Here is a 23904-nt window from a genome sequence, read left to right on the forward strand (position 1 = left end):
TCTCTCTTCTTTCACGTTAAAGATAACAACCGTAAGTCAGACTCACGATCAAATGGGTCGAATACTCTCTTCATCCAGTTCTGCATCGAAGTAACGCTGCAGGGTCTGAATGTTATTATCCGCGATAATCGCCTCACGCGCCTGCGCGAGCTTCTCTTCATAAATGGCCTGACGCCACTCCAGCGGGGTACGGACCGCCGGATTATCATCTTCAATGATAGTCAATTCAACCGGCGCGCCCTGTAATGTGGAGAGCGCCTCACTCAGCACCTGCTGCGCGCTCGCCGAGTTCAGGTGACGCTGGCCCGGACGCAGATGCAGGCAGATGCGGTTGCCCTCCTGCTCACGCCAGGCGTTGAGCGCGACCTGCTCCACCAGCTTCGGCAGCTTCAGTTTACTGACCTCTGCTGCCCAGGCATCGCGCACAAGCGACTCTTCCGCAAGCTTCGCGGAGAGCTCCGGCGTTTTCTCATGCTCCAGCGCCTTTTTCAGCGCCTTCGGCGTGGCAATCTCCACCTTCACCTCTTCGGTGACGGTGGTGGCTTTCCAGCGATAGGCTTCTTGCTTAACCGGCGCCTTAGGCTCAGAAGTGACCGATGCCGAACGCGACTGGACACGATCCGTGACCGAAGCCAGACGTTCAAGCGCGGCGTTATTTACCGGCCGCGCTCTTGCAGGCGCTGCCGGTTCACTCTTTTTTGGTCTGGGTGCTCCCTGCGCGCGCTGTAGCTGGCTGCGGGCAGCAAGCACCGAACTGGTGGCGTCCGACAGCGGCACATTTTGCGGCGATGGCGCTGCCGGCTGTACAGGCACCTGCTGCGGTGACATAACCGCCGTCGGCGCGGCCGGTGCGAAAGACTGTGGCTGCACCTCGGGTTCCGGCAACGGCATGCGCGGATGGAACGCCAGCGCGCGCAGCAGGGTCATCTCAACCCCCATACGTCTGTCGGGCGCGAACGGCAGTTCCTTACGACCAATTAACAGGGTTTGGTAGTAAAGCTGTACATCCGTTGGCGGAATGGTGCGGGCCAGCTCGCGCATCCGCTGTTCAATGGCCGCCATATCCGGGCCCAGCGCCGCCGGGGAGAGCTGCACCATCGCGATCCGGTGCAGCAGGCTGAGCATCTCTACCAGCAGGGCTTCCCACTCCACGCCGCGTGAGGCTGAGGCGTTGACCAGCTCCATCACCCGCTCGCCGTTGGCCTCGACAACCGCTTCAATCAGCGACAGCGCCTGATCGTCATCCAGCGTGCCGAGCATGGTGCTCACCGCCTGGGTCGTCAGCTTGCCTTCGCCGCTGGCAATCGCCTGATCGGTGAGGCTGAGCGCATCGCGCAGGCTGCCATCTGCGGCACGCGCCAGCAGCTGCAGCGCCCGCGGTTCATGGGCAACCTGCTCTTCGTTCAGGATGTATTCGAGCCGATCGCGGATCTGCGTGACGTCCAGCGCCTTCAGATGGAACTGCAGACAGCGGGACAAGATAGTGACCGGCAGCTTTTGCGGATCGGTGGTCGCCAGCAGGAATTTAACGTGTGCAGGCGGTTCTTCCAGCGTTTTCAGCAGGGCGTTAAAGCTGTGGCGCGACAGCATGTGCACTTCATCGATCAGATAGACCTTGAAGCGGCCACGCGCCGGGGCGTACTGGACGTTATCCAGCAGATCGCGGGTATCTTCGACTTTGGTGCGTGATGCGGCATCGATCTCAATCAGATCGACAAAGCGCCCCTGCTCGATTTCACGGCAGTTATCACACACGCCGCACGGCGTGGCGGTGATCCCGGTTTCGCAGTTAAGGCCTTTCGCCAGCAAACGGGCAATAGAGGTTTTACCGACGCCACGGGTGCCGGAAAAAAGCCAGGCGTGGTGGATACGTCCTAGCGATAAGCTGTTCGCCAGGGCGGTCAGCACATGTTCCTGGCCGACAACGTCAGCAAAGGTTTGGGGTCGCCATTTACGGGCTAACACCTGATAACTCATGGGCAGGCTCTGCAACGCTGGAAGGTGGATATTCAGGGGGGTAATGCTAACACAACCTCACCCGTTGGGCGAGGTTGCGGGCGGGAGGATTAATGTCCCGGGAATGGCACGAGGCTGTAGCTGGTGATGCCCTGTTTTTCGAGGCGCTGTTCACCGCCCAGATCGAACAGGTTGATGATAAAGGCCGCATCGGTTACTTCGCCACCCAGGCGACGGATCAGCTTCACGGTCGCTTCAATGGTGCCGCCGGTGGCCAGCAGATCGTCAACCACCAGCACTTTGTCGCCTGGCTTTATCGCATCAACGTGGATCTCAAGCTGGTCGGTGCCGTACTCCAGCTCGTAGCTCTCGGCGATGGTTTCGCGAGGCAGTTTACGCGGTTTACGCACCGGTACAAAACCCACGCCCATTGCCAGCGCAACCGGGGCGCCAAAGAGGAAACCACGGGCCTCGGTGCCTACAACTTTGGTGATCCCAGCGTTCTTATAACGCTCAACCAGCAGTTCGATGCTGAGCGCGTACGCTTTTGGGTCTTCCAGCAAGCTGGTGACATCACGGAAAAGAATGCCAGGCTTTGGATAATCCTGGATGCTTTTGATGCTGTTTTTAAGAAATTCAAGCTGCTGCGCAGTTGCGGTCATAAATGGATGCCTGATGAAAACGGTGTTACTCACGGAGCGGATAAAGGGTTGGTCAAAGTAACAATTGTTTAACCTTTAACCAGGCCCGCCCGTGCTCGAAAACGGTCGAATTTACTGGCTGCGCACAAGAAATGCAACAGCCAGTCTGATGATTATTGCTTTTCATCAACAACGGGGATCCGCCACATGAAAATGAGCAGGCAGGTGAGGATCGCCAGCAGCAGGATCCGTACCCACATCATTTTGACCAGCCATAATGAAATGGCGAAGGTCACCAGGATCAGCGCAATGGCCCGCGGCTTAGCCCCGGGCGGCATTGCACGGTACTGTTGCCAGTGACGCAGATAGCCGCCAAACCATGAGCGGTAGAGCAGCCAGTGGTGAAAACGCGGCGAGGAGCGGGCGAAGCACCACGCCGCCAGCAATATAAAAGGGGTAGTCGGCAGCAGGGGTAAAACGACACCCAGCGTGCCGAGCACTACCGCAAGCCAGCCAATGATGATTAGAATAGTACGCTGCATAATGCGAATCGGTATCAAACTGAACGGCTACTGTACCACTGGAGTGCGGATTGAAAACAGCCTTGCTTTTACAAACGCTGCAAAATCAGCTGTCGGCCCTGCGCACGCAGGCCGCACCGCTGATGCAGCACGCCACGCTGAAGCCGCGCTTTGACCGGCAGCTGTTTCGCACCCGCAGCACGGTGATGAATGCCTATCTGGATGAAGCCCAGCACAACCTGGATGAGCTGTGTCACGCCGTGGAAAAGGGGCAATCTGAGCAGGTGGCCTGGCTCGCCGGTCATCTGGCGGAACAGATTGCCGCCCTGCATCGGGAGATTGCCGCCTGGCCGCTACGCGTCTGGGACAGTTCCTCTGCCGGCACCACAAAATGGCAGCGCAAGCGTCTGGAACACCAGGAGTTTGAACGTCGGCTATGTGAAATGAAAAAGGCGCGCGCGGCGCGGCTGAATCAGGCCGAAACGCTGGAAGAACAGCAGATGCTGATGCGCGAAATCACCGCCCTGGAAGGACGGCTTGAACGCTGTCGTAAGGCACTGGATGATATTGAACGCGTTATCGCGCGTCTGACCCGTTAACAGGAGTAGTGTGTGTCACTGGAAAATGCCCCCGACGAAGTCAAGCTGGCCGTCGACCTCATCATGTTGCTGGAGAACCATGGCATCCCCACTGAAACAGTGCTGAAAGCGCTGGAGATTGTGAAGCGGGATTTTGAAGGGAAATTGCCCTCCCCCCTGCCCTCTCCCTGAAAGGGAGAAGGCCAGAGCGAGGGGGCACATCACGCCGGGGTCGGATCGTCACCCTTAATGTCACGTTTCACTTCAGTGTGCTCGTCGCCCTTTTCATTGCGCAGATGCACTTCCAGCTGGTTAAAGGCGATATTGATGTTGTTCTCGCGGCACATACGTTCGATGGTGCGGTTCAGTTCATCCACCGTGTAGCTGCGATCGCGCAGTTCACGCACGTACAGACGCAGCTCATGATCTAACGTGCTCGGCCCGAAGGTCGTAAAGAAGACGGCTGGCTCCGGATCGTGCATCACTTTTGGATGATCCATCGCCGCTTTCAGCAGGACGTTTTTCACCATCTCCAGATCGGAACCGTAGGCCACGCCAATGCGGATCACCACGCGGGTGATGGTGTCCGACAGCGACCAGTTGATCAACCGCTCGGTGACGAACGCTTTGTTCGGGATGATCACCTCTTTGCGATCGAAATCAGTGATGGTGGTCGCGCGGATACGGATCTTGCTGACGGTGCCCGAGAAGGTACCGATGGTGACGGTATCGCCGATACGCACCGGACGTTCGAACAGAATAATCAGGCCGGAGACGAAGTTACCGAAGATCTCCTGCAAACCGAAACCAAGGCCCACCGACAACGCCGCCGCCAGCCACTGCAGTTTGTCCCACGACACCCCGAGCGAACCGAAGACGGTCATGGCGCCCACCACCAGAATCACATAGTTCAGGATGGTGGTAATGGCGTAGGAGGCCCCCTGACGCATATTCAGGCGCGAGAGGATCAGTACCTCCAGCAGGCCGGGTAAGTTGCGGATCAAGGCCCATGCCACCACCGACGAGACCAGTGCAAACAGCAGGCTGCCCATAGTGACATTTTTCATCACCGCCGCACCCGCTTCGGTGCCGCTGTAGTGCCACAGCGTAATGCTGTCGAGATAGGCAAAGACGGTGATTAAATCAGACCAGATCGCCCAGAACATCACGCCGAACAGGGCTATCATCACCAGCATGGTGATACGCAGCGTTTGCTGGTTAACCTGCTCCAGGGCAATGGTCGGCTCTTCCTGCGGTTCAGCGCCTTCGGCCCCCTCCTTCACCATATTCTGCCGACGCGCCAGCGCGCGGCGATAGGCAATACGGCGGGCGGCAACGCTCAGCCCGCGCAGCACGGTCTGATAGAGCAGGTTCCAGAAGATCACCAGATAGACGGTTTCAATCCAGCGACCTGACAGACGCAGGGTGGTATAGAAATAGCCGGTGGCCGTCAGCACCATCAGGGCGATAGGAATAATAGAGAGTACGGTGACCGTCACCAGACGAATGGTATGCGACTCTTTGTCACGCCAGCTGTCACGGAATATCGGCCACATCAGGACGCTGATCAGCAGCAGGTTAAGCAGGATAACAAACTGCCCCAGCACATCATCCATCAGATGGAGCGGAGAGAGCTCCGCCACCACCGACCAGAAGTGCAGCGGCAACAGCGCCAGGCTGATGCGCACAATCTGGCGGCGCCAGTGGCTGGTCAGTTGCGCAGGCATATTAAAGTGGCTCACCGCCACGCCATCCTTCTCCAGCACTTTCCAGCACAGGCCAAAGACCAGCCAGAACAGCGCCAGCTTTTTGCTGAAGGCCCACAGCAGATCGCTGATATTGAGCTGCATCGTGAACAGGATCAGGCCGGCGGCGAGGATCAGCAGACAGACCGGCAGGGCGCGGATCAGATCGATAAGAATCGCTTTTGGGGTATGAAGCTGGCTGTCATTACGCAACTGCCCCACTTCCTGCGCCAGCTTCGCCTGATACTTTTTCAGCCAGCCAAGACGCCAGCGAATGAGGCCGGCAATCAACAACAGCGGCAGACCCGCCAGGAAAGCAAACGCCACCGCAGGGCCTGCTTTTTCCCAGTTAACAGAGATTTTCATCCCCTTAATCTGATCTTTCAGCATGCCCGGGAAGGATTTGATCCAGTCCCAGTCCATCGGTTTATTGCTGTTCACCCAGAAGATTTGCTGGGTGAGGATCTCCTGCAGACTTTTGGATACGCTCACCAGTTGCTGCTGGTTGATCTGCAGGTTAATGGCCATCATGAGCTGATTACCCAGCTGTTTATTCATCTGGTCAAGCAGTTCGCGGCGCATATCCACCACCTGCAACAGCGCATCGTGAACCTCTCCATTGACCTCGCTCTTGTGCCCCTCTTCCAGCTTCGCCACGAAGGCATCGCTCTGGAACAGGGCATCGCGCTGTTGGTTGACCTCAAACTGCTCCAGGCGCAGATCCGCAATGCGGTTGGTCATGTCCTCCAGCTCATCGGCAGAAGGTAAAGTCTGCTGCTGTTGATAAAGGATACGCGACAGCAGCAGGCTGCCTTTCAGGACGGCAATCTGCTCTTTAATATTGCGTTCGGACTGTAGGGCGCGATCCAGCCAGTTTTTCACTTTAATGTTCTGCTGAACCAGGGAGTTGCCGTTTTCAGTGGCTTTAATCAGGCGCTGGCTGAGCTGGTGGTTAACGTCCAGCTCTTGCTTCACCAGCGGATTTTCCTGGATACGCGCGGTTTCATCCGGGTTTACCGCTTCCTGAGCCGTTTTCTCCGTCAGGGTCAGTCGCTTGCTGTTGACCGCCTCCTGCAGCAGCTGCAGCTGGTGCTCCAGACGGTTGATGTTCGCGGTGACGTAGTCGCGCTGTTTTTGCAGGGTATCCTGCAGGACGGTATTGCCTTCCAGGCTCTTGCGCTGCTGTTCGATCTGGGCATTCAGCAGAAGCTGCTGCGTCATGAGCAACGTTTGCTGCGTGGGGCGTAACGCCGCCTCGCCCACCGTGGTGCCGTTCAGGCGATTGCGGATCTGCTGCAGCTCCTGAGAGGCGGCATACATTGCATTCTGTACGCGCTCCGGCTGAGTTTGCAGGGAAACCAGCTGGCTGTTGTAGGTTGAGAGATCGCTCTGGGCGGTTTGTAGGTCGTCGAGCAACTGCGATACGCGCAGTTCCAGCTGGCGTAATGAGAGCGTGGCCAGCGTTTTGCGGGTTTCTTCATCATTGTCCACATCACTTAGCGCATTCAGGCTTTCGGTCGCCTTACGCATCGCTTCCGGCGCCTGGGCCACTTTCTGGCGTAACTGTGTGGTTTCGGCCTTGATCCGCTCAAGCTTATCAATAGTCTCGAGGGTTTCCGTCAGGTCTTTTTGTACCAGCTTGTCCTGCGGAGTGAGCTCTTTTTGTTTGTTCAGGACATCAAGCTGGCTCTGAATATCTGCCCGGGTTGGCGTATCACTGGTGTTATCACCACGTGCAAACGCAACCGGGGAAGCCAGTAAGGCAAAAAAGAGAAGCAAAATAAAGGCAAAAACAGGATGCGATTGGCGTGTGTAGTGCGACATAGTAGTGTGTAATTTGTGTGATGAATGACCGGGATGACCGGCGTGAAGAATATCACGGCCGTCGAAAGCAAAATAGCGTGAACTGATGGCTCCCGGATAATTCCTGGGCGTCAGGCCAGGAGCGGCTCAGGCTGCGCCCGTAGCGTGGGACAGAGCTGGTACATCTCCAGCAGGATCGCGACATAATCACGGGCTTCACGTTGCAGATCAAAAGACTGGGGAGCAAACAGCCAGTTTTCCATAATGCCGGAAATATAACTGCGCATCAGAATGGCGGCGCGACGGGTCAGCAGATTAGCCGGGAGCATGTTGGCTTTAATACAGTGCGTCAGGGTTTGTTCGATTCGGTCGTAACTGGCCAGACAGAGGCTGCGCTGCGCCTGCTGCACCACCGCCATCTCCCCAACAAATTCACATTTATGGAAGATGATCTCCATCATCAGACGGCGTCGCTCTTCTATAACCGTCGCCTCAAGGATATAGACCAGAATCTCTCTTAAAACTGAGAGTGGATCGCCAGGGAATTTTGCCCGATACTCAGTCTCAAGATCCCCAATACTGGATTCTGACAGCTCCCAAATTTCGCCAAATAAATCTGACTTATTTTTGAAATGCCAGTAAATCGCTCCCCGGGTAACCCCAGCCGCCTGAGCAATCTGAGCCAGAGAGGTGGAGGAGACCCCCTGTTGCGAAAACAAGCGTAAAGCGACATCAAGGATGTGTTGGCGTGTTGCAAGTGCTTGTTGTTTGGTTTTTCGTGCCATGCGCAGGTGAATTTACAGGAGCCAGATTTACATACATTTATGAATGTATGTACCATAGCACGACGATAATATAAACGCAGCAATGGGTTTGTGGACGCTTGATCCATTGATCAATTTGAAATCGGAAACTCGAGGTTTACATATGAACAAAAACAGAGGGTTAACGCCTCTGGCGATCGTTCTGATGCTCTCAGGCAGCTTAGCGCTTACAGGATGTGACGAAAAACAGGCTCAACAAGGAGCGCAGCAGGTGCCAGAAGTTGGTGTCGTGACGCTCAAAACCGAACCTCTCCAGATGACAACAGAATTACCCGGCCGAACCAGCGCTTACCGTATTGCTGAAGTGCGTCCACAGGTGAGTGGCATCATTCTGAAACGTAATTTTACTGAAGGCGGTGATGTTAAAGCGGGCGAGTCTCTGTATCAGATTGATCCTGCAACCTATCAGGCGAACTACGAAAGCGCGAAAGGCGATCTGGCCAAAGCGCAGGCTGCTGCAAAAATTGCCCAGCTGACCGTCAACCGTTATCAGAAACTGTTGGGTACGCAGTACATCAGCCAACAGGAATATGACAGTGCGCAGGCGGATGCCCAGCAGGCTAACGCTGCGGTCGTCGCTGCGAAGGCTGCCGTTGAAACCGCGCGTATCAACCTGGCCTATACTAAAGTGACCTCCCCTATCAGCGGCCGTATTGGTAAATCCGCGGTGACCGAGGGTGCGCTGGTACAGAACGGCCAGACCACTGCGCTGGCAACCGTGCAGCAACTGGACCCGATCTATGTCGATGTCACCCAGTCGAGCAACGATTTCCTGCGTCTGAAACAGGAGCTGGAAAACGGCACCCTGAAGCAGGAAAACGGCAAAGCGAAAGTTGAGCTGGTCACCAGCGACGGCATCAAATTCCCGGAGACCGGCAGCCTGGAGTTCTCAGACGTAACGGTCGATCAGACCACCGGTTCGATTACCCTGCGCGCCATCTTCCCGAACCCGAACCATACGCTGTTACCGGGTATGTTCGTTCGCGCCAGCCTGGAAGAAGGGACCAACCCAACCGCACTGCTGGTGCCACAGCAGGGCGTGACCCGTACTCCGCGCGGCGATGCCAGTGCGATGGTGATTGGCGCTGAAGACAAAGTCGAAGTTCGTCAGATCAAGGCAACCCAGGCGATTGGTGACAAATGGCTGGTGACTGACGGTCTGAAAGATGGCGATCGCGTCATCATTACCGGATTACAAAAAGTTCGCCCAGGCGCCAAGGTAAAAGCGCAAGAGGTCACGTCTGACAATCAACAGCAAGCCTCAGCAGGCGGTCAGTCAGAACAACCTAAGTCTTAACTTAAACAGGAGCCGTTAAGACATGCCTAATTTCTTTATCGATCGCCCCATTTTCGCGTGGGTGATCGCCATCATCATCATGCTAGCCGGGGGACTTGCGATCCTGAAGCTGCCTGTCGCGCAATATCCAACCATTGCGCCGCCAGCAATTTCAATCGCCGCAACCTACCCAGGGGCTGATGCAAAAACGGTGCAGGACACCGTCACGCAGGTTATCGAACAGAACATGAACGGTATCGATAACCTGATGTACATGTCCTCCAACAGTGACTCAACCGGTACTGTTCAGATCACCCTGACCTTCGAGTCGGGTACGGATGCGGACATTGCCCAGGTTCAGGTACAGAACAAACTGCAGCTGGCGATGCCGCTGCTGCCGCAGGAAGTACAACAGCAGGGTGTGAGCGTGGAGAAATCCTCCAGTAGCTTCCTGATGGTTGTCGGCGTTATCAACACCAACGGCACCATGACGCAGGAGGATATTTCCGACTACGTGGGCGCCAACATGAAGGACGCTATTAGCCGTACTTCTGGTGTCGGTGACGTTCAGCTCTTCGGTTCTCAGTACGCGATGCGTATCTGGATGGATCCGAACAAACTGAACAACTTCCAGCTGACGCCGGTAGACGTGATTAACGCCATTAAAGCGCAGAACGCCCAGGTTGCAGCCGGTCAGTTAGGCGGTACGCCGCCGGTTAAAGGCCAGCAGCTGAACGCCTCGATCATCGCCCAGACCCGTCTGACCTCTGCGGATGAGTTCAGTAAGATCCTGTTGAAGGTGAATCCGGACGGTTCCCAGGTTCGCCTGCGCGACGTGGCAAAGGTGGAACTGGGTGGTGAAAACTATGACGTGATCGCGAAGTTTAACGGCCAGCCGGCATCCGGTCTGGGGATTAAACTGGCGACTGGCGCCAACGCCCTGGATACCGCGACGGCGATCCGTGCCGAACTGAAGAAAATGGAACCGTTCTTCCCGTCAGGCCTGAAAATCGTTTACCCGTATGACACAACGCCGTTCGTGAAAATCTCCATCCACGAAGTGGTGAAAACGCTGGTAGAAGCGATCATCCTGGTCTTCCTGGTGATGTATCTGTTCCTGCAAAACTTCCGTGCGACGCTGATTCCAACCATCGCCGTACCGGTGGTTCTGCTCGGGACCTTTGCGATCCTGGCGGCCTTTGGTTTCTCGATAAACACCCTGACGATGTTCGGGATGGTGCTGGCGATCGGCCTGCTCGTGGATGACGCCATCGTGGTGGTCGAAAACGTCGAGCGTGTGATGTCCGAAGAGGGACTCCCGCCGAAAGAGGCGACCCGTAAATCCATGGGCCAGATCCAGGGCGCTCTGGTCGGTATCGCCATGGTGCTGTCGGCGGTATTTATCCCGATGGCCTTCTTTGGTGGTTCTACCGGTGCGATCTATCGTCAGTTCTCGATCACTATCGTTTCCGCGATGGCCCTGTCGGTTCTGGTGGCACTGATCCTGACGCCGGCCCTGTGCGCCACCATGCTGAAACCGGTGGCAAAAGGCGATCACGGCGAGAACAAAAAAGGCTTCTTCGGCTGGTTTAACCGTATGTTCGATAAGAGCACGCACCACTACACCGACAGCGTGGGCAACATCCTGCGCAGCACCGGTCGTTATCTGCTGCTCTATATCATCATCGTGGTCGGCATGGCTTACCTGTTCGTTCGTCTGCCAAGCTCGTTCCTGCCGGATGAAGACCAGGGCGTATTCCTGACCATGGCTCAGCTGCCTGCAGGTGCTTCCCAGGAACGTACCCAGAAAGTGCTGGATGAGGTCACGGATTACTACCTGAACAAAGAGAAAGCCAACGTTGAATCGGTGTTTGCGGTTAACGGCTTTGGCTTTGCGGGTCGTGGCCAGAACACCGGTATCGCCTTCGTCTCTCTGAAAGACTGGGCTGAGCGTCCAGGCGACGAGAACAAAGTTGAGGCCATTACGGGTCGTGCGATGGGCACTTTCTCGCAGATTAAAGATGCGATGGTCTTCGCCTTTAACCTGCCAGCGATTGTTGAACTGGGTACGGCAACCGGCTTTGACTTCCAGCTTATCGACCAGGGTGGTCTGGGCCATGAGAAACTGACTCAGGCGCGTAACCAGCTGTTTGGCGAAGTTGCGAAGCACCCTGACCTGCTGGTTGGCGTTCGTCCGAACGGCCTGGAAGATACACCGCAGTTCAAAGTGGATATCGATCAGGAAAAAGCACAGGCGCTGGGCGTCTCTATCAGTGACATCAATACCACGCTGGGCGCAGCCTGGGGCGGTAGCTACGTCAACGACTTCATCGACCGCGGTCGCGTGAAGAAGGTCTACGTGATGTCTGAAGCGCAGTACCGTATGTTGCCGAGCGATATCAATAACTGGTATGTGCGCGGCAGCAACGGACAGATGGTGCCATTCTCAGCCTTCTCCACTTCACGCTGGGAATACGGCTCGCCGCGTCTGGAACGTTACAACGGTCTGCCATCCATGGAGATCCTGGGTCAGGCGGCACCGGGCAGAAGTACCGGTGAGGCCATGAACCTGATGGAAGAACTGGCAGGTAAACTGCCAGCGGGCATCGGCTACGACTGGACGGGGATGTCCTACCAGGAACGGCTGTCCGGCAACCAGGCCCCTGCCCTGTATGCTATCTCGCTGATTGTGGTCTTCCTGTGTCTGGCGGCGCTGTATGAGAGCTGGTCGATTCCGTTCTCGGTTATGCTGGTCGTTCCGCTCGGCGTTATCGGCGCCCTGCTGGCCGCCACGTTCCGTAGCCTGAATAACGACGTTTACTTCCAGGTGGGCCTGCTGACAACCATTGGCTTGTCGGCGAAGAACGCGATATTAATCGTCGAATTCGCCAAGGATCTGATGGATAAAGAAGGGAAAGGCCTGATTGAAGCGACGCTGGAGGCGGTACGTATGCGTCTGCGTCCTATTCTGATGACCTCGCTGGCCTTTATCCTCGGCGTTATGCCGCTGGTTATTAGCTCGGGTGCAGGCTCCGGTGCACAGAACGCCGTAGGTACCGGTGTAATGGGCGGGATGGTGACCGCAACCATCCTGGCAATCTTCTTCGTGCCGGTGTTCTTCGTGGTCGTACGTCGCCGTTTCAGCCGTAAGAACGACGAAACCGAACACAATCATCCGGTGTGATGACCCCCATTCGGGTTTAACCGTTAAAAAGGCCGCATATGCGGCCTTTTTTTCAACAATTAAAAATCATAAAATTAGCTTATTGAGGGTTTATATATTTAATGTCACCCTTAAACGGCTTATCCTATTTAACCTGGTTCTATTACAGAAATTCCCAAATTTTTGCGTCACGTCTTAGGTATTAAGAGTATTCCTGGTGTTTTTTGATTTCACCCGCGCTTACCAATGATTTTTAGACTGGTTAAGAAATCACACAGGGTGATAAGTAAAGAGCTGTATCAGGATAAAACAATATATAACATAGTGGCCGCCAGAGACGGTAAAATGCTGCGTAATTGTAATTTTTCGTAATAGCGCGGTGAAATCCTGATTAGAGTAGATTATAGTTAAAGCAAGAGGCATAACAGTAGTCATTGACGCTGAGTCAGTTGTACCCTTCCCGACAACGATGTTCGGTGAGTAAAAAATCACTCAAAAAGGGGATACGCTATGGACGAATACTCGCCTAAAAGGCAAGATATTGCACAGTTGAAATTTCTTTGTGAATCCCTGTACCATGACTGCCTGACCAATCTCGATGAAAGCAATCATGGCTGGGTAAATGACCCGACTTCTGCCATTAACTTGCAGTTAAACGAGTTGATTGAACATATTGCTACCTTCGCGCTTAATTATAAAATTAAGTATAACGAAGATAATAAGTTGATTGAGCAAATTGACGAATACCTGGATGACACTTTTATGTTATTCAGCAGCTACGGCATTAACGCACAGGATTTACAAAAATGGCGTAAATCGGGCAATCGGCTTTTTCGTTGTTTTGTCAATGCAAGCAGAGCTAACCCGTTAGCTTCTCCGGTTAAAATTATTACAAACAATTAGGTGAATTTATGTCTGATAAACCATTAACCAAGACTGATTATTTGATGCGTTTACGACGCTGTCAGTCCATTGACACCCTGGAACGCGTCATTGAAAAAAATAAATACGAGCTTTCTGATAATGAGCTTGCGGTATTCTATTCAGCAGCCGATCATCGTCTGGCTGAACTTACGATGAATAAGCTGTACGATAAAATCCCGACCGCTGTATGGAAGTTTGTACGCTGATTATGTCTAACTACTCTCAGAGATAAAGATTCTACGTTCAGATGTTTCATCCTTTGCGTGACAGGCAGTTCTCCATTGCTGGGCTAGCGCTATCGCCAGGGGAAAGATTGCGTTGTACTGAACAGCCAGCCATCTCATCCCACCCGCCCTTTTCTGGTAACTGTTATGATGTTTCTTAGCATAACTGTTACTGTCCACACACATTGTGGTCACTTAAAATATACGGATCCTTCGTATTGAGTCGAATTCAGAAAGGGCAGAAGATGACCGAGATACAACGCCTGCTTACCGAAACCATTGATGATCTCAATGTTCGCGAAAAGCGTGACAACAAGCCGCGCTTCAGCATCAGCTTTATTCGCAAACATCCTGGTCTGTTTGTCGCCATGTATGCGGCGTGGCTTGCTACGCTGGTAGTGATGCTGCAATCCGAAACGCTGATTGGTTCCGTCTGGTTGCTGGTTGTCCTGTTCATTGTCTTTAACGCCTTCTTCTTCTTTGATGTCAATCCGCGTTATCGCTATGAAGATATTGATGTGCTTGATTTCCGGGTCTGCTACAACGGTGAGTGGTACAACACGCGCTTTGTGCCTCCTCAGCTGATCGAAAACATTCTGCATTCCCCTAACGTCGAGTCCCAGCAAAAAGAGAAACTGCAGAAGATGATCGCCACGAAAGGCGAGCTCTCTTTCTACGATGTTTTCACCCTCTCCCGCGTGACCGCCTGAACCTCTCCTGGCCTGCCGCCAATATCGGCGGCAGGCATCTTTATCCCGCTTAACGTCTCTTCTTACGCCCCTGCACCGCCTTAAAGCGCGGATTGGATTTACAAATCACGTATAACCGCCCTTTACGCTTCACAATCTGACAATCTGGATGGCGTTGTTTAGCGCTGCGCAATGAATTCAGAACCTGCATACCTACCTCATTATGATTTGTTATAACATAACAATTAGCATATCTGAGTAGCGAGGCAAAAACAACCTGCGCCTGTAGCGTTCGTCAGGTTTTCGCTCTGTGAAAAAGTCACTTAAAATGGTATTTAATTCAGTGTCTCAATTGCTAAATGAACTCACTATCAACTGCGTGCTATAACACTACATGTCAACGGCGTTTTCGTTTTAATGTCATCGGCTTGGGCGCCCAACAACGGCGTTATAAAAGGAAACAGGAGCATGACAACCCGACACCTGGTCAGTGTGGTTACCTGTGTACTCATCATTGCTGTCCTTGTTCCTGTCTGCCTGAGTGTCTGGCTGGCGCACCGCAATGCAGAAGATAAGTTTGTCGATGATCTGAACAGCTACTCTTCGCGCGTACAGATACGTACCGACAGAGTCATTAGCCAGGCGGAATCCGCCCTGAAGGAGATGCACGCTTTTAATGGAACCCCATGCAGTTACGAACATGCGATGGCGATGCGCCGCGCCTCCTTTTCCTGGCGCTACATTCAGGAAGTTCTTTACGTTGAGGATCTGAAACCGCGCTGCTCCTCGCTGGAACAAGTGAGCCATGCCGCCCCGTTTCCGCCAGCAATGCGCATCACCTCCGATGGCTACCGGGCCTGGGTCACCTCGCATAACGATCTGGGCCTCGACCGCTATATGGCCGCGATTGGTACAGAGCACTACATTGTCATGATCGATCCGGCCTCGCTGATCGATGTGATCCCCTTTGGCTCATGGCCGATCGATGTCGCCCTGGTGGGGCTTCGCCGCAATATCGTTTTTGCCAGCAGCAACAAGCTGGATATGCAGGTCTTTCAGGAAATGCAGCGCAATGGCCGCGCGAATTTTCAGCATAACGGCGTGATGTACAACCGGCACGATGTATCTGACCTGGGCTTCACTATTGTGGCGTGGTCCTCTCTGACCCCTTTGCAAAAGAGCTGGCACCACCAGCTTATTTTCTGGCTGCCTTTTGGTGTCCTGATCAGTCTGCTGACAGCCTGGTTTATATTGCGCGTGTTACGCCGTTTGCAATCGCCCCGGTATCGTTTAATGGATGCGATTAATGCCAGGGAATTCCAGGTTCATTTCCAGCCGATTGTGAATCTGAACAGCGGCAGACTCACCGGTGCGGAAGCCCTCGCACGCTGGCCGCAGCCGGACGGCAGCTATCTGTCACCCGATATTTTTGTCTCCCTGGCGGAACAGACGGGCCTGACCAACCCGCTGACGACACTTATCATCGAAAAAGTGTTTGAGGAGATGGGCGAATGGTTACGCCAGCATCCGGGCCACCATATCTCGATAAACCTGGCGCCGGCGGATTTGATCTCGGGCACCGTGCTTCCGCTGCTGAGCCGCCTGCTGAATCAGTGGCAACTGCACCCTTCGCAGATTGCACTGGAGCTCACCGAGCGCGGGTTCGCCGATCCTGCGGTCAGCGCCCCGGCCATTGCCGCATTCCGACGTGCCGGGCACTCTGTCTATATTGATGATTTCGGAACGGGTTACTCCAGCCTCAGCTACCTTCAGGATCTGGATGTCGATACGCTGAAAATTGATAAATCGTTTGTGGATGTGCTGGAATATAAAAATGTCACCTCGCACATCATAGAGATGGCCAGGTCGCTCGATCTGGACATGGTAGCAGAAGGTATTGAAACCGAAGGCCAGCTGGCATGGCTTCGTCGCCACGGTGTGCAGTACGGCCAGGGCTGGTTTTACAGCAAGGCGCTGCCGAAAGAGGCGTTTATCCAGTGGGCGGAAACGAATCTCGATCCCGAGAGCCACGCTTAACGCCCGGCGGGAAGCGCCGCCGGGCGTCACGCTTATTCGTCCAGAAGCGGCGAGAAGCCGCCATAAATCATGCGCTTACCATCAAAAGGCATGGCTTCGCCAAACGCTTTCATTCTGGGATCGTTCATCATCTTCTGATTCGCCTCGTCGCGAACCGCCTTTGAAGGATATTCGATCCAGCTGAAAACCACCTCTTCGTTCTCTTCCGCCTTCACCGCCATGCGAAAGTCCGTTAATTTGCCGTCGGGTACGTCATCTGCCCAACACTCAACAATACGCAGCGCGCCAAACTCTTTAAACAGCGGCGCGGCTTTCGCCGCCAGCTCGCGATAAGCCTCCTTATTATCTGCGGGCACGGCAACCACAAAACCGTCGACATACTTCATCAGATAAACCTCCGAAGTGAACGTGCGGCCACGCGGTGTGGCCGCATCAGCGATTAAGTTTAGTTCTGTTGCCAGCTAAAGGCGTAACGCACCTTTTTCACCTGCAGGATAAACTCCGGAGAGACGCTTGGGCTCCAGGAATCATCGCCCCCAACGCCCATATGGAACGCGTCAAGGTTCAGCCAGCAGCCGGGCTCCTCACGTAACAGATGGTGATGCGAGGTCTCGCGCAGCTGCGTCTGGCTGTAGCGGCTTACCGAGAAGTGAAAATCACCCTCCAGCTGATGCTGCCCTACATTCAGTTGACGCGTATCGCAGCGCAGGCCGTTGTCGGTCGGGAAAATGTAGGGAGTGTGCAGCTCAGCAAGCGGCAGTTCCCAGCGTCCCTGACGGGCAGCGAGCTTGCGATCCGGGTAGTTCTCATGCGGCCCGAGCCCCTGCCAGCTTACGGTCTGCGGCGTCTGCGCCAGCTGACAGCTCAGCCCGATTCGGGCGGGCTCTGGCATATCACTCGCCACCTGCACCTCAACGTCGCCGTGCAGCACGCCCTGGCTATCGATGCGCCAGCATTTACGGCTCAGGAACAGCACCTGATTGTTGTGCTCCCAGGCCTGGAGCGTGGCGATCGTTACCCCCTGCGCCAGCTGCTCTCCCTCGCACAGCAGCAAACGCGGCGTCAGGCTGTACATCCCTGCCGCCTTCCAGCGTTCCACCCAGGCATTCGGATCGATGCGGGTCGCTTCGCTGACGCCGATATCGTTATCCAGTGGGGCGCGGGTAAAGTTATCGGTCAGCGGCGAAAGCAATGTCGGCACGCCGTCGCGCCACCATTGCGTCAGATTGCCGCTGGTGCGATCAAACTGCCAGCGCTGCTGCTGATGGGTTATGACCAGCGCGTCATCCTCATGGATCAGCTGTGGAATGGCTCCGGCAGCCTTCGGTGTCGCGATGCATAACGGCGCTGGCAAGGGCCATTGTTCCCAGGCGCAAAGGTGGTTTTCAGCGGACCACGGCGTGGCGGCAGGCTGAATAACCTCAACGTTCAGCCACAGTTCACCCGGTGCAGATGCCCACTGCGGCAGAGCGAGCTCCAGCCGTTGCGTCCCTTGTGGCGGAATGTCCAGCGCCACAACGTCGGTGGCCAGCACCTCGCCATTCCGCATTACCGACCAGCGTAACTGCTCGTTGTCCGTGGTGCGGAAGAGATAATCGCTCTGCACCTCCACCACCAGCGGGGAGTGGCTTTGCAGGGTAAAGGTGAAGAACTGCTGCGCGCGCTGGGCCTCATAGAGGGCCGGATGCGGCGTGCGATCGGGGAAGACCAGCCCGTTCAGACAAAACTGTCTGTCATTCGGTTTATCACCAAAATCGCCACCGTAGGCCCAGAAAGGATTGCCCTGTTCGTCATGCTTCGTCAGCGCCTGGTCGACCCAGTCCCAGACGAAACCGCCCTGCAGACGAGGATGTTTGCGGAAGGCTTCCCAGTATTTAGCGAACCCGCCAAAGCTGTTGCCCATCGCGTGCGCGTATTCGCAGAGGATCAGCGGACGCGTCTCATCCGGCATACCGATCCACTTTTTAAGGGACCATTTCGGTACTGCCGGGAAGGGTTGGTCCTGATCGACGCGGGCATACATCGGACAGACGATGTCGGTCGCCGCCGTATTCGCCCCACCGCCCTCATACTGCACCGGACGGCCAGGATCGGTCGTTTTCACCCAGCGGTAAAGGGCGTCATGGTTGGCGCCATGACCAGACTCGTTGCCCAGAGACCAGATGATGATCGACGGGTGGTTACGATCGCGCTGCACCATGCGGGTGACGCGTTCGCTCATGGCGGGTAGCCAGCGCGGATCGTCAGCCAGGCGGCTCATCGGCACCATGCCGTGAGTTTCGATGTTGGCCTCATCCACCACATAGAGCCCATAGCGATCGCACAGGCGATACCAGAGCGGGTGGTTAGGGTAATGCGAGCAGCGCACGGCGTTAAAGTTGTGCTGCTTCATCAGCTCAATGTCGCGGCGCATGGTGGCTTCGTCCATCACCTGTCCGCGCTCAGGGTGATGCTCGTGACGGTTTACGCCACGGATCAGCAGCGGCTTGCCGTTGAGCTTCAACAGCCCGTTTGCGATCTCGACACGACGGAATCCCACATCGCAGGCTTCTACGTCCAGGATCTGGCCCTGCGCGTCATGCAACACCAGAGTCAGCCGGTAAAGGGCGGGGATTTCCGCACTCCACAGCGCCGGGTGTTCCACCTTCAGTGCAACATTTACCCTCTCCTGCCAGCTTCCGCGCTCATCGACAACCGCAGAGCCCGGTGTGCCGATGGCGCTGGCGATACGCTCTCCGTCCCGCCACAGGTTTACGCTCACCTCACAGCCTGCGTAGTCGTTCCCGCCAAGGGTCAGCCCCAGCTGAAGCTGTGCGCGGTCATAATCGGCGTTCAGCTCCGTCACAACGTGATAGTCGGCGATATGGGTATCTGGCTTATGCAGCAGGGTCACGTCGCGGAAGATACCGCTCATCCGCCACATATCCTGGTCTTCAAGATAGCTGCCGTCACACCAGCGCAGCACCATTACCGCCAGCCGGTTGCTGCCTGCCCGCAGGAACGCAGACACGTCAAACTCCGCAGGCAGACGGCTATCCTGGGAGTAGCCCACCCACTGCCCGTTGCACCAGAGGTGAAAGGCGGAATTGACGCCGTCAAAGACCAGTCGCGTCTGACCGCTTTCCAGCCAGCTGGCGTCCATCTCGAATGTGAGCGAGTAACAACCGGTCGGGTTCTCAGCCGGGACAAAGGGCGGATCCACCGCAATAGGATAGGTGACGTTGGTGTAGATCGGCGTATCAAAGCCCTGCATCTGCCAGTTGGAGGGAACGGGCATCACCACCGCATCCGCGCAATCCTCCTGCGTCCAGCTGTCGGGAACCTGCTCGGGTGCAGGAAAGAAGCTGAACTGCCAGTCACCGTTCAGCGAGCGGATGGCCGGGGTTGGCTCCTCATCCCGCGCGGCGTGCTCATCACGCCAGCCGCTTAGCGGGACGTGGGCAGGAAGTCGGTTCCATTGGGTGACGCCGGGATTCTCCCAGTCACGACGGGCAAGAAGTGTGCTGAGGGTCAGCGAAGCAGGATGGGACATAGTTACCTCTTTGCGAAGCGCTCACAATTTATGGCTACAATGCCCTGTCAGGTTGCCAGGGTAAAGGGGGAGAGCGTCATGAAGCGATGGCGATCACAAAAGCGTTAACGACGCGCCAGCTGTTCGGCCAGCAGCGCCAGCGATTTAAGCTGACGGGCCAGATCTTCACTTCCCTGCGGGATCCCTTCCCGGGCGGTGGAGTGGCGCTCGACAAGCGTCACCGGCAGCCGGGTTTGTGCCGGGGCTGCTTCACTCGTCCCCTGCTGCGCCAGTAACCACTCCACGCTGCGCAGTCCCGCCTCACGGAACGCCTGACGAACCGTGGTCAGCGGCGGGGTAAACCACGCGCTGTCGGTGGTATCGTCAAAACCGACCACCGAGATCTGGCCCGGCACAGCAATACCCTTTTCGGCACAGGCGCGCATCACGCCAAGGGCCATCTGATCGTTCGCCACCAGGATCCCCTGCGGGAGGGTCGCCCCCGCCAGCAGCTGATGGCCTTTTTCATAACCTGAAGCCGCGCTCCAGTCCCCCTCCGCAACCGCACACGGTTCCAGGCCCGCATCGCCTAAGGCAGACAACCAGCCGGCAAGACGCGCCCGGGCAGAGACGGAACTTTGTGGCCCGCCAAGCAGGGCGATCCGCTGATGGCCCAGCGCCAGCAGATGTTGCGCCCCCAGAGTGGCCCCCTGTCCGGCATCAAACACCAGGCTGTGTACCCGGGCGTCAGGGGAGACATCAAGAAACAGTACCGGCACCGGAAGGGCCTGCGCCTGCAGGCTTTCTGCCTGGGCCTCTTCGAGCGGCACGTTAACCAGCAGCCCTTCCACGCGCTGGGCCAGCAGCTCCTGCAGCGCCGCCATGCATTGCTGGGGATTTTCCACCATCGAGATCAGCACGCTCGCCCCGCGCTCGCCTGCGCGGGTCTTCACCGCTGAGGCAATCTGCGAGGGGGCATGCAGGGCCAGATCTGTAGTAATCAACCCCAGGGTGCGGGTGCGTTTACCGGCCAACTGCTGGGCGCCGCGATTGGGAACATAGTGCAGCTCGGCCATCGCCTGCAGCACTTTCTCCCGGGTCCGGGCCGAGACGTGGGCCGCATCATTAATGACCCGTGAGACGGTTTGATAAGAGACGCCCGCGAGGCGGGCAACATCATAGAGCGTTATGGCTTTCATGCGCTTCGCGTTGCAGTGACAGAGGTACCTATTCTGTCATAACGCCTGGCGTAAAGCATGTGAGCGCTTCGCAAAATCAGACAACGCGCTCAGGCTGCGGGACTAGCGGGCGCGGTCTCTGACGAAACCATGGCAGACAGATCTGGATCAGCGGGCCGATGCTTAACGCATAGAGCACGGTACCGACACCAAAAGTGCCCCCCAGCAGGCAGCCAGTCAGCAAAACTGAAATCTCAATCGCCGTGCGCACGCTGCGAACCGACCAGCCGGTGCGGGCGTTGATACCAGTCATCAGGCCATCGCGCGGCCCGGCGCCAAATCCGGCCCCGATGTACATGCCGGTCGCCAGCGCATTTACGATAACCGCGCTGACCAGCAATACGCAGCGGGCCATCAGCGAATCGATAGCCGGAATAAACGCCAGCGCGACATCGGCCGCCAGACCGATGGCAATCACGTTGCTGATGGTGCCGAGCCCCGGGCGCTGGCGCAGTGGGATCCACAGCAGCAGCACCAGCACACCGGTCAGAATGATAACGGTGCCAATATCCATTCCCAGCAGTTTTGCCACCCCCAGGTGGAAGACATTCCACGGATCGGCCCCCAGATCCGCGCGCACAAACATCGCCGTTGACAGGCCATAGAGGCTTAATCCGACGTAAAGCTGAAGTAATCGACGTAACATGATCGCTCTCCGATGGTTTCTGCTTTTATCATTGCCTGAAATGGCCCTATGATTAATGACCAGTTTTCAAAAAGTGGACTGCCTGTGTCATCACGTCGATTTGGAAGTCAGTCATTAGTGCGTCTGCTGGGTCACTGGCAGGGGAGCCCCTCCCGTACCCCGCTGTGGCGACAGCTGGCCGATGCCCTGCGCCTGCTGATCCTGGACGGCAGGCTGGCGCTGGATACACGCCTGCCGGGAGAGCGGGAGCTGGCTTTAACGCTGGAAGTCAGCCGGACCACCGTCAGCAGCGCCCTTGCCCATCTGCGGGATGAGGGCTACCTCGAAAGCCGACACGGTAGCGGCTCGCGGGTGATCCTGCCCAACAGCCGCACACCCCCTACCCGCGCCAACGCCAGTGCGGCGCTGGATCTCTCTACCGCCGCGCTGGGAGCCGGGCCGGAGATCCATCAGGCCTATACCCATGCCCTGACCGCCATGACGCCGCATCTGACGCAAACAGGCTATGACCAACTGGGACTGCTGGCCCTGCGCGAAGCCATTGCCGCACGCTATACGGCGCGCGGCCTGCCGACCCGGGCAGAAGAGGTGATGGTGGTTAACGGTGCCGTCAGCGGGCTGGCGCTGGTACTGCGCATGTTCACCGGGCCAGGCGATCGGGTAGTGGTGGATCACCCCACTTACCCGCTGGCTATTGCCGCCATCCAGGGCGCCTCCTGCCGACCGGTAGGTGTCTCGCTGCCGCAGACCGGCTGGGATATTGACGGCTTTGCCGCCACCCTCGCCCAGACCGCGCCGCGCCTGGCTTATCTGATGCCGGATTTCCACAATCCCACGGGCCGCTGCATGGATGCGACGAGCCGGCAAGCTATCGCCGCCGTGGCTGCCCGGGCCCGCACTCTGCTGGTCGTCGATGAAACCATGGTGGATCTCTGGTTCGATGCACCTCCCCCAGCGCCGCTGGCTGCCTTCTGCCCGAACGGCAATGTCATTACCCTCGGCTCGGCGGGAAAAAGTTTCTGGGGCGGCCTGCGTCTGGGCTGGGTTCGCGCCCCGGCGCGCACCATCGCCACGCTGGCGCAAACGCGCGATACGCTCGATCTCGGCTCGCCGCTGCTGGAACAGCTGGCGACCCTGTGGTTGATTGAGCAGGGCGAAACCTTTTTACCTGCCCGACGGCAGATGCTGCGTGAGCGGCGAGATGGCTGCGCCGCGCTACTGCGGGAACATTTTCCCGACTGGCGTTTCCAGGTGCCGGAAGGGGGCTTATCCTACTGGGTGGAACTGCCGGATATGTTGGCCACTCAGCTCGCCACCCGCGCCGAAGCGGCGGGTATTCATCTGGGGACCGGGACGCGGTTCGGGCTTTCCGGGGCGTTTGACCGCTACCTGCGCATGCCCTTCTCTCTGGAGCCAATGGCGCTGGAAAACGCCCTGGTGCGGATCAAGCCGCTGTGGCTGGCGCTGATTAACGGTGGGCAAAACGTAAAACGTACCCTGGTGTAATCGCCTTTTCGCCGTGGGCGACTGCAACGTTGATATTAATTACGGGAAAAAAGTGAGCGGGCGCACAAATAATCGCGCATAACGGGCAATTTAAAAATGTCTGACTGTAATTGTTACAGTCAGACATTTTCAGCATGGGAGGTCAGTGCTGAGCAGGAATAGGAAAACCTTTCAGGGAAATAACAAAACTATCGCCTTCTTTCTTTATTTTTGCGCCGGTATCACACCAGTCAGACGCAATTCGAAAGAACTCATCACTGCCAACGTCCCAGCCCAGGCGGACATGTTTGACATAGCCAGAGCGCAGAAGCGTGCAGGCTTCGGAGTAGCTGCTGGCGGTGGATTGTTGATGTTGTTTCATTTTTTCTTCTTCAGAATTTTTCTTAGTGCCTTGATTTCTTTAGGAGTAAATGGAGCTACACTCTCTTCTTCCGTATGCTGATTGTCGATATCCTCCTCCGTCACTCCCGCCTCATCTGCTACAGCAAATGCCATCTGCAGCAGCTTCTCAGTGGTAACGCTGAGATTCTCATTATTCACTTCGGCATAATGACGAAGTTTCTCTTTCAGCGCTTCGTCAATTTTTACATTCAGGACTGCAGTCGTCATCGTTTTTACATCC

21 protein-coding genes and 1 other annotated feature are annotated in these 23904 nt (G+C 56.3%); of the genes, 9 read left to right on the plus strand and 12 right to left on the minus strand.

Annotated elements, in window-relative coordinates; genetic code table 11:
- Window positions 1-48: 48 nt before the first annotated feature.
- The 3 genes from dnaX to ACT3IC_RS03945 all read right to left on the minus strand — a co-directional run bounded on the left by dnaX (window position 49) and on the right by ACT3IC_RS03945 (window position 3139).
- On the minus strand, window positions 49-1977 hold the full coding sequence (gene dnaX / locus ACT3IC_RS03935) for a DNA polymerase III subunit gamma/tau (RefSeq protein WP_103178511.1): 1929 nt from the start codon (window positions 1975-1977) through the stop codon (window positions 49-51).
- Window positions 655-719 (minus strand) — a sequence feature (DnaX frameshifting element). (Overlaps the previous gene by 65 nt.)
- A gap of 89 nt (window positions 1978-2066) precedes the next feature.
- The gene (apt, locus tag ACT3IC_RS03940) at window positions 2067-2618 is read right to left on the minus strand and encodes an adenine phosphoribosyltransferase (RefSeq protein WP_010428187.1); all 552 of its coding nucleotides are present in this window, start codon (window positions 2616-2618) and stop codon (window positions 2067-2069) included.
- Window positions 2619-2770: 152 nt separating this feature from the next.
- The gene (locus ACT3IC_RS03945) at window positions 2771-3139 is read right to left on the minus strand and encodes a DUF454 family protein (protein ID WP_103178510.1); all 369 of its coding nucleotides are present in this window, start codon (window positions 3137-3139) and stop codon (window positions 2771-2773) included.
- Window positions 3140-3189: 50 nt separating this feature from the next.
- Between ACT3IC_RS03945 and priC the strand changes: the two genes are divergently transcribed.
- A complete protein-coding gene (gene priC, locus ACT3IC_RS03950) occupies window positions 3190-3717 on the plus strand; it encodes a primosomal replication protein N'' (protein WP_473476276.1) in 528 nt (175 codons plus the stop codon).
- Between the two features lie 12 nt (window positions 3718-3729).
- Complete coding sequence (gene rsmS, locus ACT3IC_RS03955; protein WP_103178508.1) at window positions 3730-3888, plus strand: pleiotropic regulatory protein RsmS; 159 nt, start codon at window positions 3730-3732, stop codon at window positions 3886-3888.
- A 29-nt stretch (window positions 3889-3917) separates the two neighbouring features.
- On the opposite strand, the gene mscK is transcribed toward rsmS, so the two are convergent.
- Entirely contained in the window at window positions 3918-7265 is a 3348-nt protein-coding gene (gene mscK / locus ACT3IC_RS03960) for a mechanosensitive channel MscK (RefSeq protein WP_473476279.1), read from the minus strand.
- Between the two features lie 110 nt (window positions 7266-7375).
- Entirely contained in the window at window positions 7376-8029 is a 654-nt protein-coding gene (gene acrR / locus ACT3IC_RS03965) for a multidrug efflux transporter transcriptional repressor AcrR (protein ID WP_103178506.1), read from the minus strand.
- A gap of 142 nt (window positions 8030-8171) precedes the next feature.
- On the opposite strand from acrR, the gene acrA reads away from it, so the two are divergent.
- From acrA to ACT3IC_RS03990, 5 genes are all read left to right on the plus strand, one after another.
- Window positions 8172-9365 (plus strand): multidrug efflux RND transporter periplasmic adaptor subunit AcrA, encoded by a 1194-nt coding sequence (gene acrA / locus ACT3IC_RS03970; RefSeq protein ID WP_156654007.1) that lies wholly within the window; start codon window positions 8172-8174, stop codon window positions 9363-9365.
- A 22-nt stretch (window positions 9366-9387) separates the two neighbouring features.
- Window positions 9388-12528 (plus strand): multidrug efflux RND transporter permease subunit AcrB, encoded by a 3141-nt coding sequence (acrB, locus tag ACT3IC_RS03975; protein WP_103178504.1) that lies wholly within the window; start codon window positions 9388-9390, stop codon window positions 12526-12528.
- A gap of 489 nt (window positions 12529-13017) precedes the next feature.
- Window positions 13018-13410 carry an Hha toxicity modulator TomB gene (gene tomB, locus ACT3IC_RS03980; protein WP_180208997.1) on the plus strand — a complete coding sequence of 131 codons (393 nt, stop codon included), beginning with the start codon at window positions 13018-13020 and terminating at the stop codon, window positions 13408-13410.
- Window positions 13411-13418: 8 nt separating this feature from the next.
- The gene (locus tag ACT3IC_RS03985; protein ID WP_032616864.1) at window positions 13419-13637 is read left to right on the plus strand and encodes an HHA domain-containing protein; all 219 of its coding nucleotides are present in this window, start codon (window positions 13419-13421) and stop codon (window positions 13635-13637) included.
- 263 nt (window positions 13638-13900) lie between these two features.
- Window positions 13901-14365 carry a YlaC family protein gene (locus tag ACT3IC_RS03990; RefSeq protein ID WP_156654006.1) on the plus strand — a complete coding sequence of 155 codons (465 nt, stop codon included), beginning with the start codon at window positions 13901-13903 and terminating at the stop codon, window positions 14363-14365.
- Window positions 14366-14414: 49 nt separating this feature from the next.
- Here ACT3IC_RS03990 and ykgO read toward each other — a convergent pair whose 3' ends face one another.
- On the minus strand, window positions 14415-14555 hold the full coding sequence (gene ykgO / locus ACT3IC_RS03995; protein ID WP_003859006.1) for a type B 50S ribosomal protein L36: 141 nt from the start codon (window positions 14553-14555) through the stop codon (window positions 14415-14417).
- Window positions 14556-14812: 257 nt separating this feature from the next.
- On the opposite strand from ykgO, the gene ACT3IC_RS04000 reads away from it, so the two are divergent.
- Entirely contained in the window at window positions 14813-16381 is a 1569-nt protein-coding gene (locus ACT3IC_RS04000; protein ID WP_473476284.1) for an EAL domain-containing protein, read from the plus strand.
- Between the two features lie 32 nt (window positions 16382-16413).
- On the opposite strand, the gene ACT3IC_RS04005 is transcribed toward ACT3IC_RS04000, so the two are convergent.
- The 4 genes from ACT3IC_RS04005 to yczE all read right to left on the minus strand — a co-directional run bounded on the left by ACT3IC_RS04005 (window position 16414) and on the right by yczE (window position 21776).
- A complete protein-coding gene (locus ACT3IC_RS04005) occupies window positions 16414-16767 on the minus strand; it encodes a DUF1428 domain-containing protein (protein ID WP_103178500.1) in 354 nt (117 codons plus the stop codon).
- Window positions 16768-16826: 59 nt separating this feature from the next.
- Entirely contained in the window at window positions 16827-19913 is a 3087-nt protein-coding gene (locus ACT3IC_RS04010) for a beta-galactosidase (protein ID WP_420193642.1), read from the minus strand.
- A gap of 104 nt (window positions 19914-20017) precedes the next feature.
- Entirely contained in the window at window positions 20018-21091 is a 1074-nt protein-coding gene (locus ACT3IC_RS04015; RefSeq protein ID WP_159339719.1) for a LacI family DNA-binding transcriptional regulator, read from the minus strand.
- Window positions 21092-21167: 76 nt separating this feature from the next.
- Entirely contained in the window at window positions 21168-21776 is a 609-nt protein-coding gene (gene yczE, locus ACT3IC_RS04020) for a membrane protein YczE (RefSeq protein ID WP_103178497.1), read from the minus strand.
- 84 nt (window positions 21777-21860) lie between these two features.
- Here yczE and yczR point away from each other — a divergent pair, with 84 nt between their 5' ends.
- Window positions 21861-23282 carry a MocR-like transcription factor YczR gene (gene yczR / locus ACT3IC_RS04025; protein ID WP_325941686.1) on the plus strand — a complete coding sequence of 474 codons (1422 nt, stop codon included), beginning with the start codon at window positions 21861-21863 and terminating at the stop codon, window positions 23280-23282.
- 142 nt (window positions 23283-23424) lie between these two features.
- On the opposite strand, the gene ACT3IC_RS04030 is transcribed toward yczR, so the two are convergent.
- A complete protein-coding gene (locus ACT3IC_RS04030; RefSeq protein WP_032616855.1) occupies window positions 23425-23643 on the minus strand; it encodes a hypothetical protein in 219 nt (72 codons plus the stop codon).
- On the minus strand, window positions 23640-23891 hold the full coding sequence (locus ACT3IC_RS04035; protein WP_039032396.1) for a hypothetical protein: 252 nt from the start codon (window positions 23889-23891) through the stop codon (window positions 23640-23642). Before ACT3IC_RS04035 ends, ACT3IC_RS04030 begins: the two co-directional genes overlap by 4 nt.
- Between the last annotated feature and the right edge of the window lie 13 nt (window positions 23892-23904).

This window comes from Leclercia sp. GHBNCSD, assembly GCF_055805075.1.

Excerpts from the sequence above, each read along its gene's own strand:
- dnaX (WP_103178511.1), bottom strand. The coding sequence starts at position 1,977 with ATGAGTTATCAGGTGTTAGCCCGTAAATGGCGACCCCAAACCTTTGCT.
- apt (WP_010428187.1), bottom strand. The coding sequence starts at position 2,618 with ATGACCGCAACTGCGCAGCAGCTTGAATTTCTTAAAAACAGCATCAAA.
- ACT3IC_RS03945 (WP_103178510.1), bottom strand. The coding sequence starts at position 3,139 with ATGCAGCGTACTATTCTAATCATCATTGGCTGGCTTGCGGTAGTGCTC.
- mscK (WP_473476279.1), bottom strand. The coding sequence starts at position 7,265 with ATGTCGCACTACACACGCCAATCGCATCCTGTTTTTGCCTTTATTTTG.
- acrR (WP_103178506.1), bottom strand. The coding sequence starts at position 8,029 with ATGGCACGAAAAACCAAACAACAAGCACTTGCAACACGCCAACACATC.
- acrA (WP_156654007.1), top strand. The coding sequence starts at position 8,172 with ATGAACAAAAACAGAGGGTTAACGCCTCTGGCGATCGTTCTGATGCTC.
- acrB (WP_103178504.1), top strand. The coding sequence starts at position 9,388 with ATGCCTAATTTCTTTATCGATCGCCCCATTTTCGCGTGGGTGATCGCC.
- tomB (WP_180208997.1), top strand. The coding sequence starts at position 13,018 with ATGGACGAATACTCGCCTAAAAGGCAAGATATTGCACAGTTGAAATTT.
- ACT3IC_RS03985 (WP_032616864.1), top strand. The coding sequence starts at position 13,419 with ATGTCTGATAAACCATTAACCAAGACTGATTATTTGATGCGTTTACGA.
- ACT3IC_RS03990 (WP_156654006.1), top strand. The coding sequence starts at position 13,901 with ATGACCGAGATACAACGCCTGCTTACCGAAACCATTGATGATCTCAAT.
- ykgO (WP_003859006.1), bottom strand. The coding sequence starts at position 14,555 with ATGCAGGTTCTGAATTCATTGCGCAGCGCTAAACAACGCCATCCAGAT.
- ACT3IC_RS04000 (WP_473476284.1), top strand. The coding sequence starts at position 14,813 with ATGACAACCCGACACCTGGTCAGTGTGGTTACCTGTGTACTCATCATT.
- ACT3IC_RS04005 (WP_103178500.1), bottom strand. The coding sequence starts at position 16,767 with ATGAAGTATGTCGACGGTTTTGTGGTTGCCGTGCCCGCAGATAATAAG.
- ACT3IC_RS04010 (WP_420193642.1), bottom strand. The coding sequence starts at position 19,913 with ATGTCCCATCCTGCTTCGCTGACCCTCAGCACACTTCTTGCCCGTCGT.
- ACT3IC_RS04015 (WP_159339719.1), bottom strand. The coding sequence starts at position 21,091 with ATGAAAGCCATAACGCTCTATGATGTTGCCCGCCTCGCGGGCGTCTCT.
- yczE (WP_103178497.1), bottom strand. The coding sequence starts at position 21,776 with ATGTTACGTCGATTACTTCAGCTTTACGTCGGATTAAGCCTCTATGGC.
- ACT3IC_RS04030 (WP_032616855.1), bottom strand. The coding sequence starts at position 23,643 with ATGAAACAACATCAACAATCCACCGCCAGCAGCTACTCCGAAGCCTGC.
- ACT3IC_RS04035 (WP_039032396.1), bottom strand. The coding sequence starts at position 23,891 with ATGACGACTGCAGTCCTGAATGTAAAAATTGACGAAGCGCTGAAAGAG.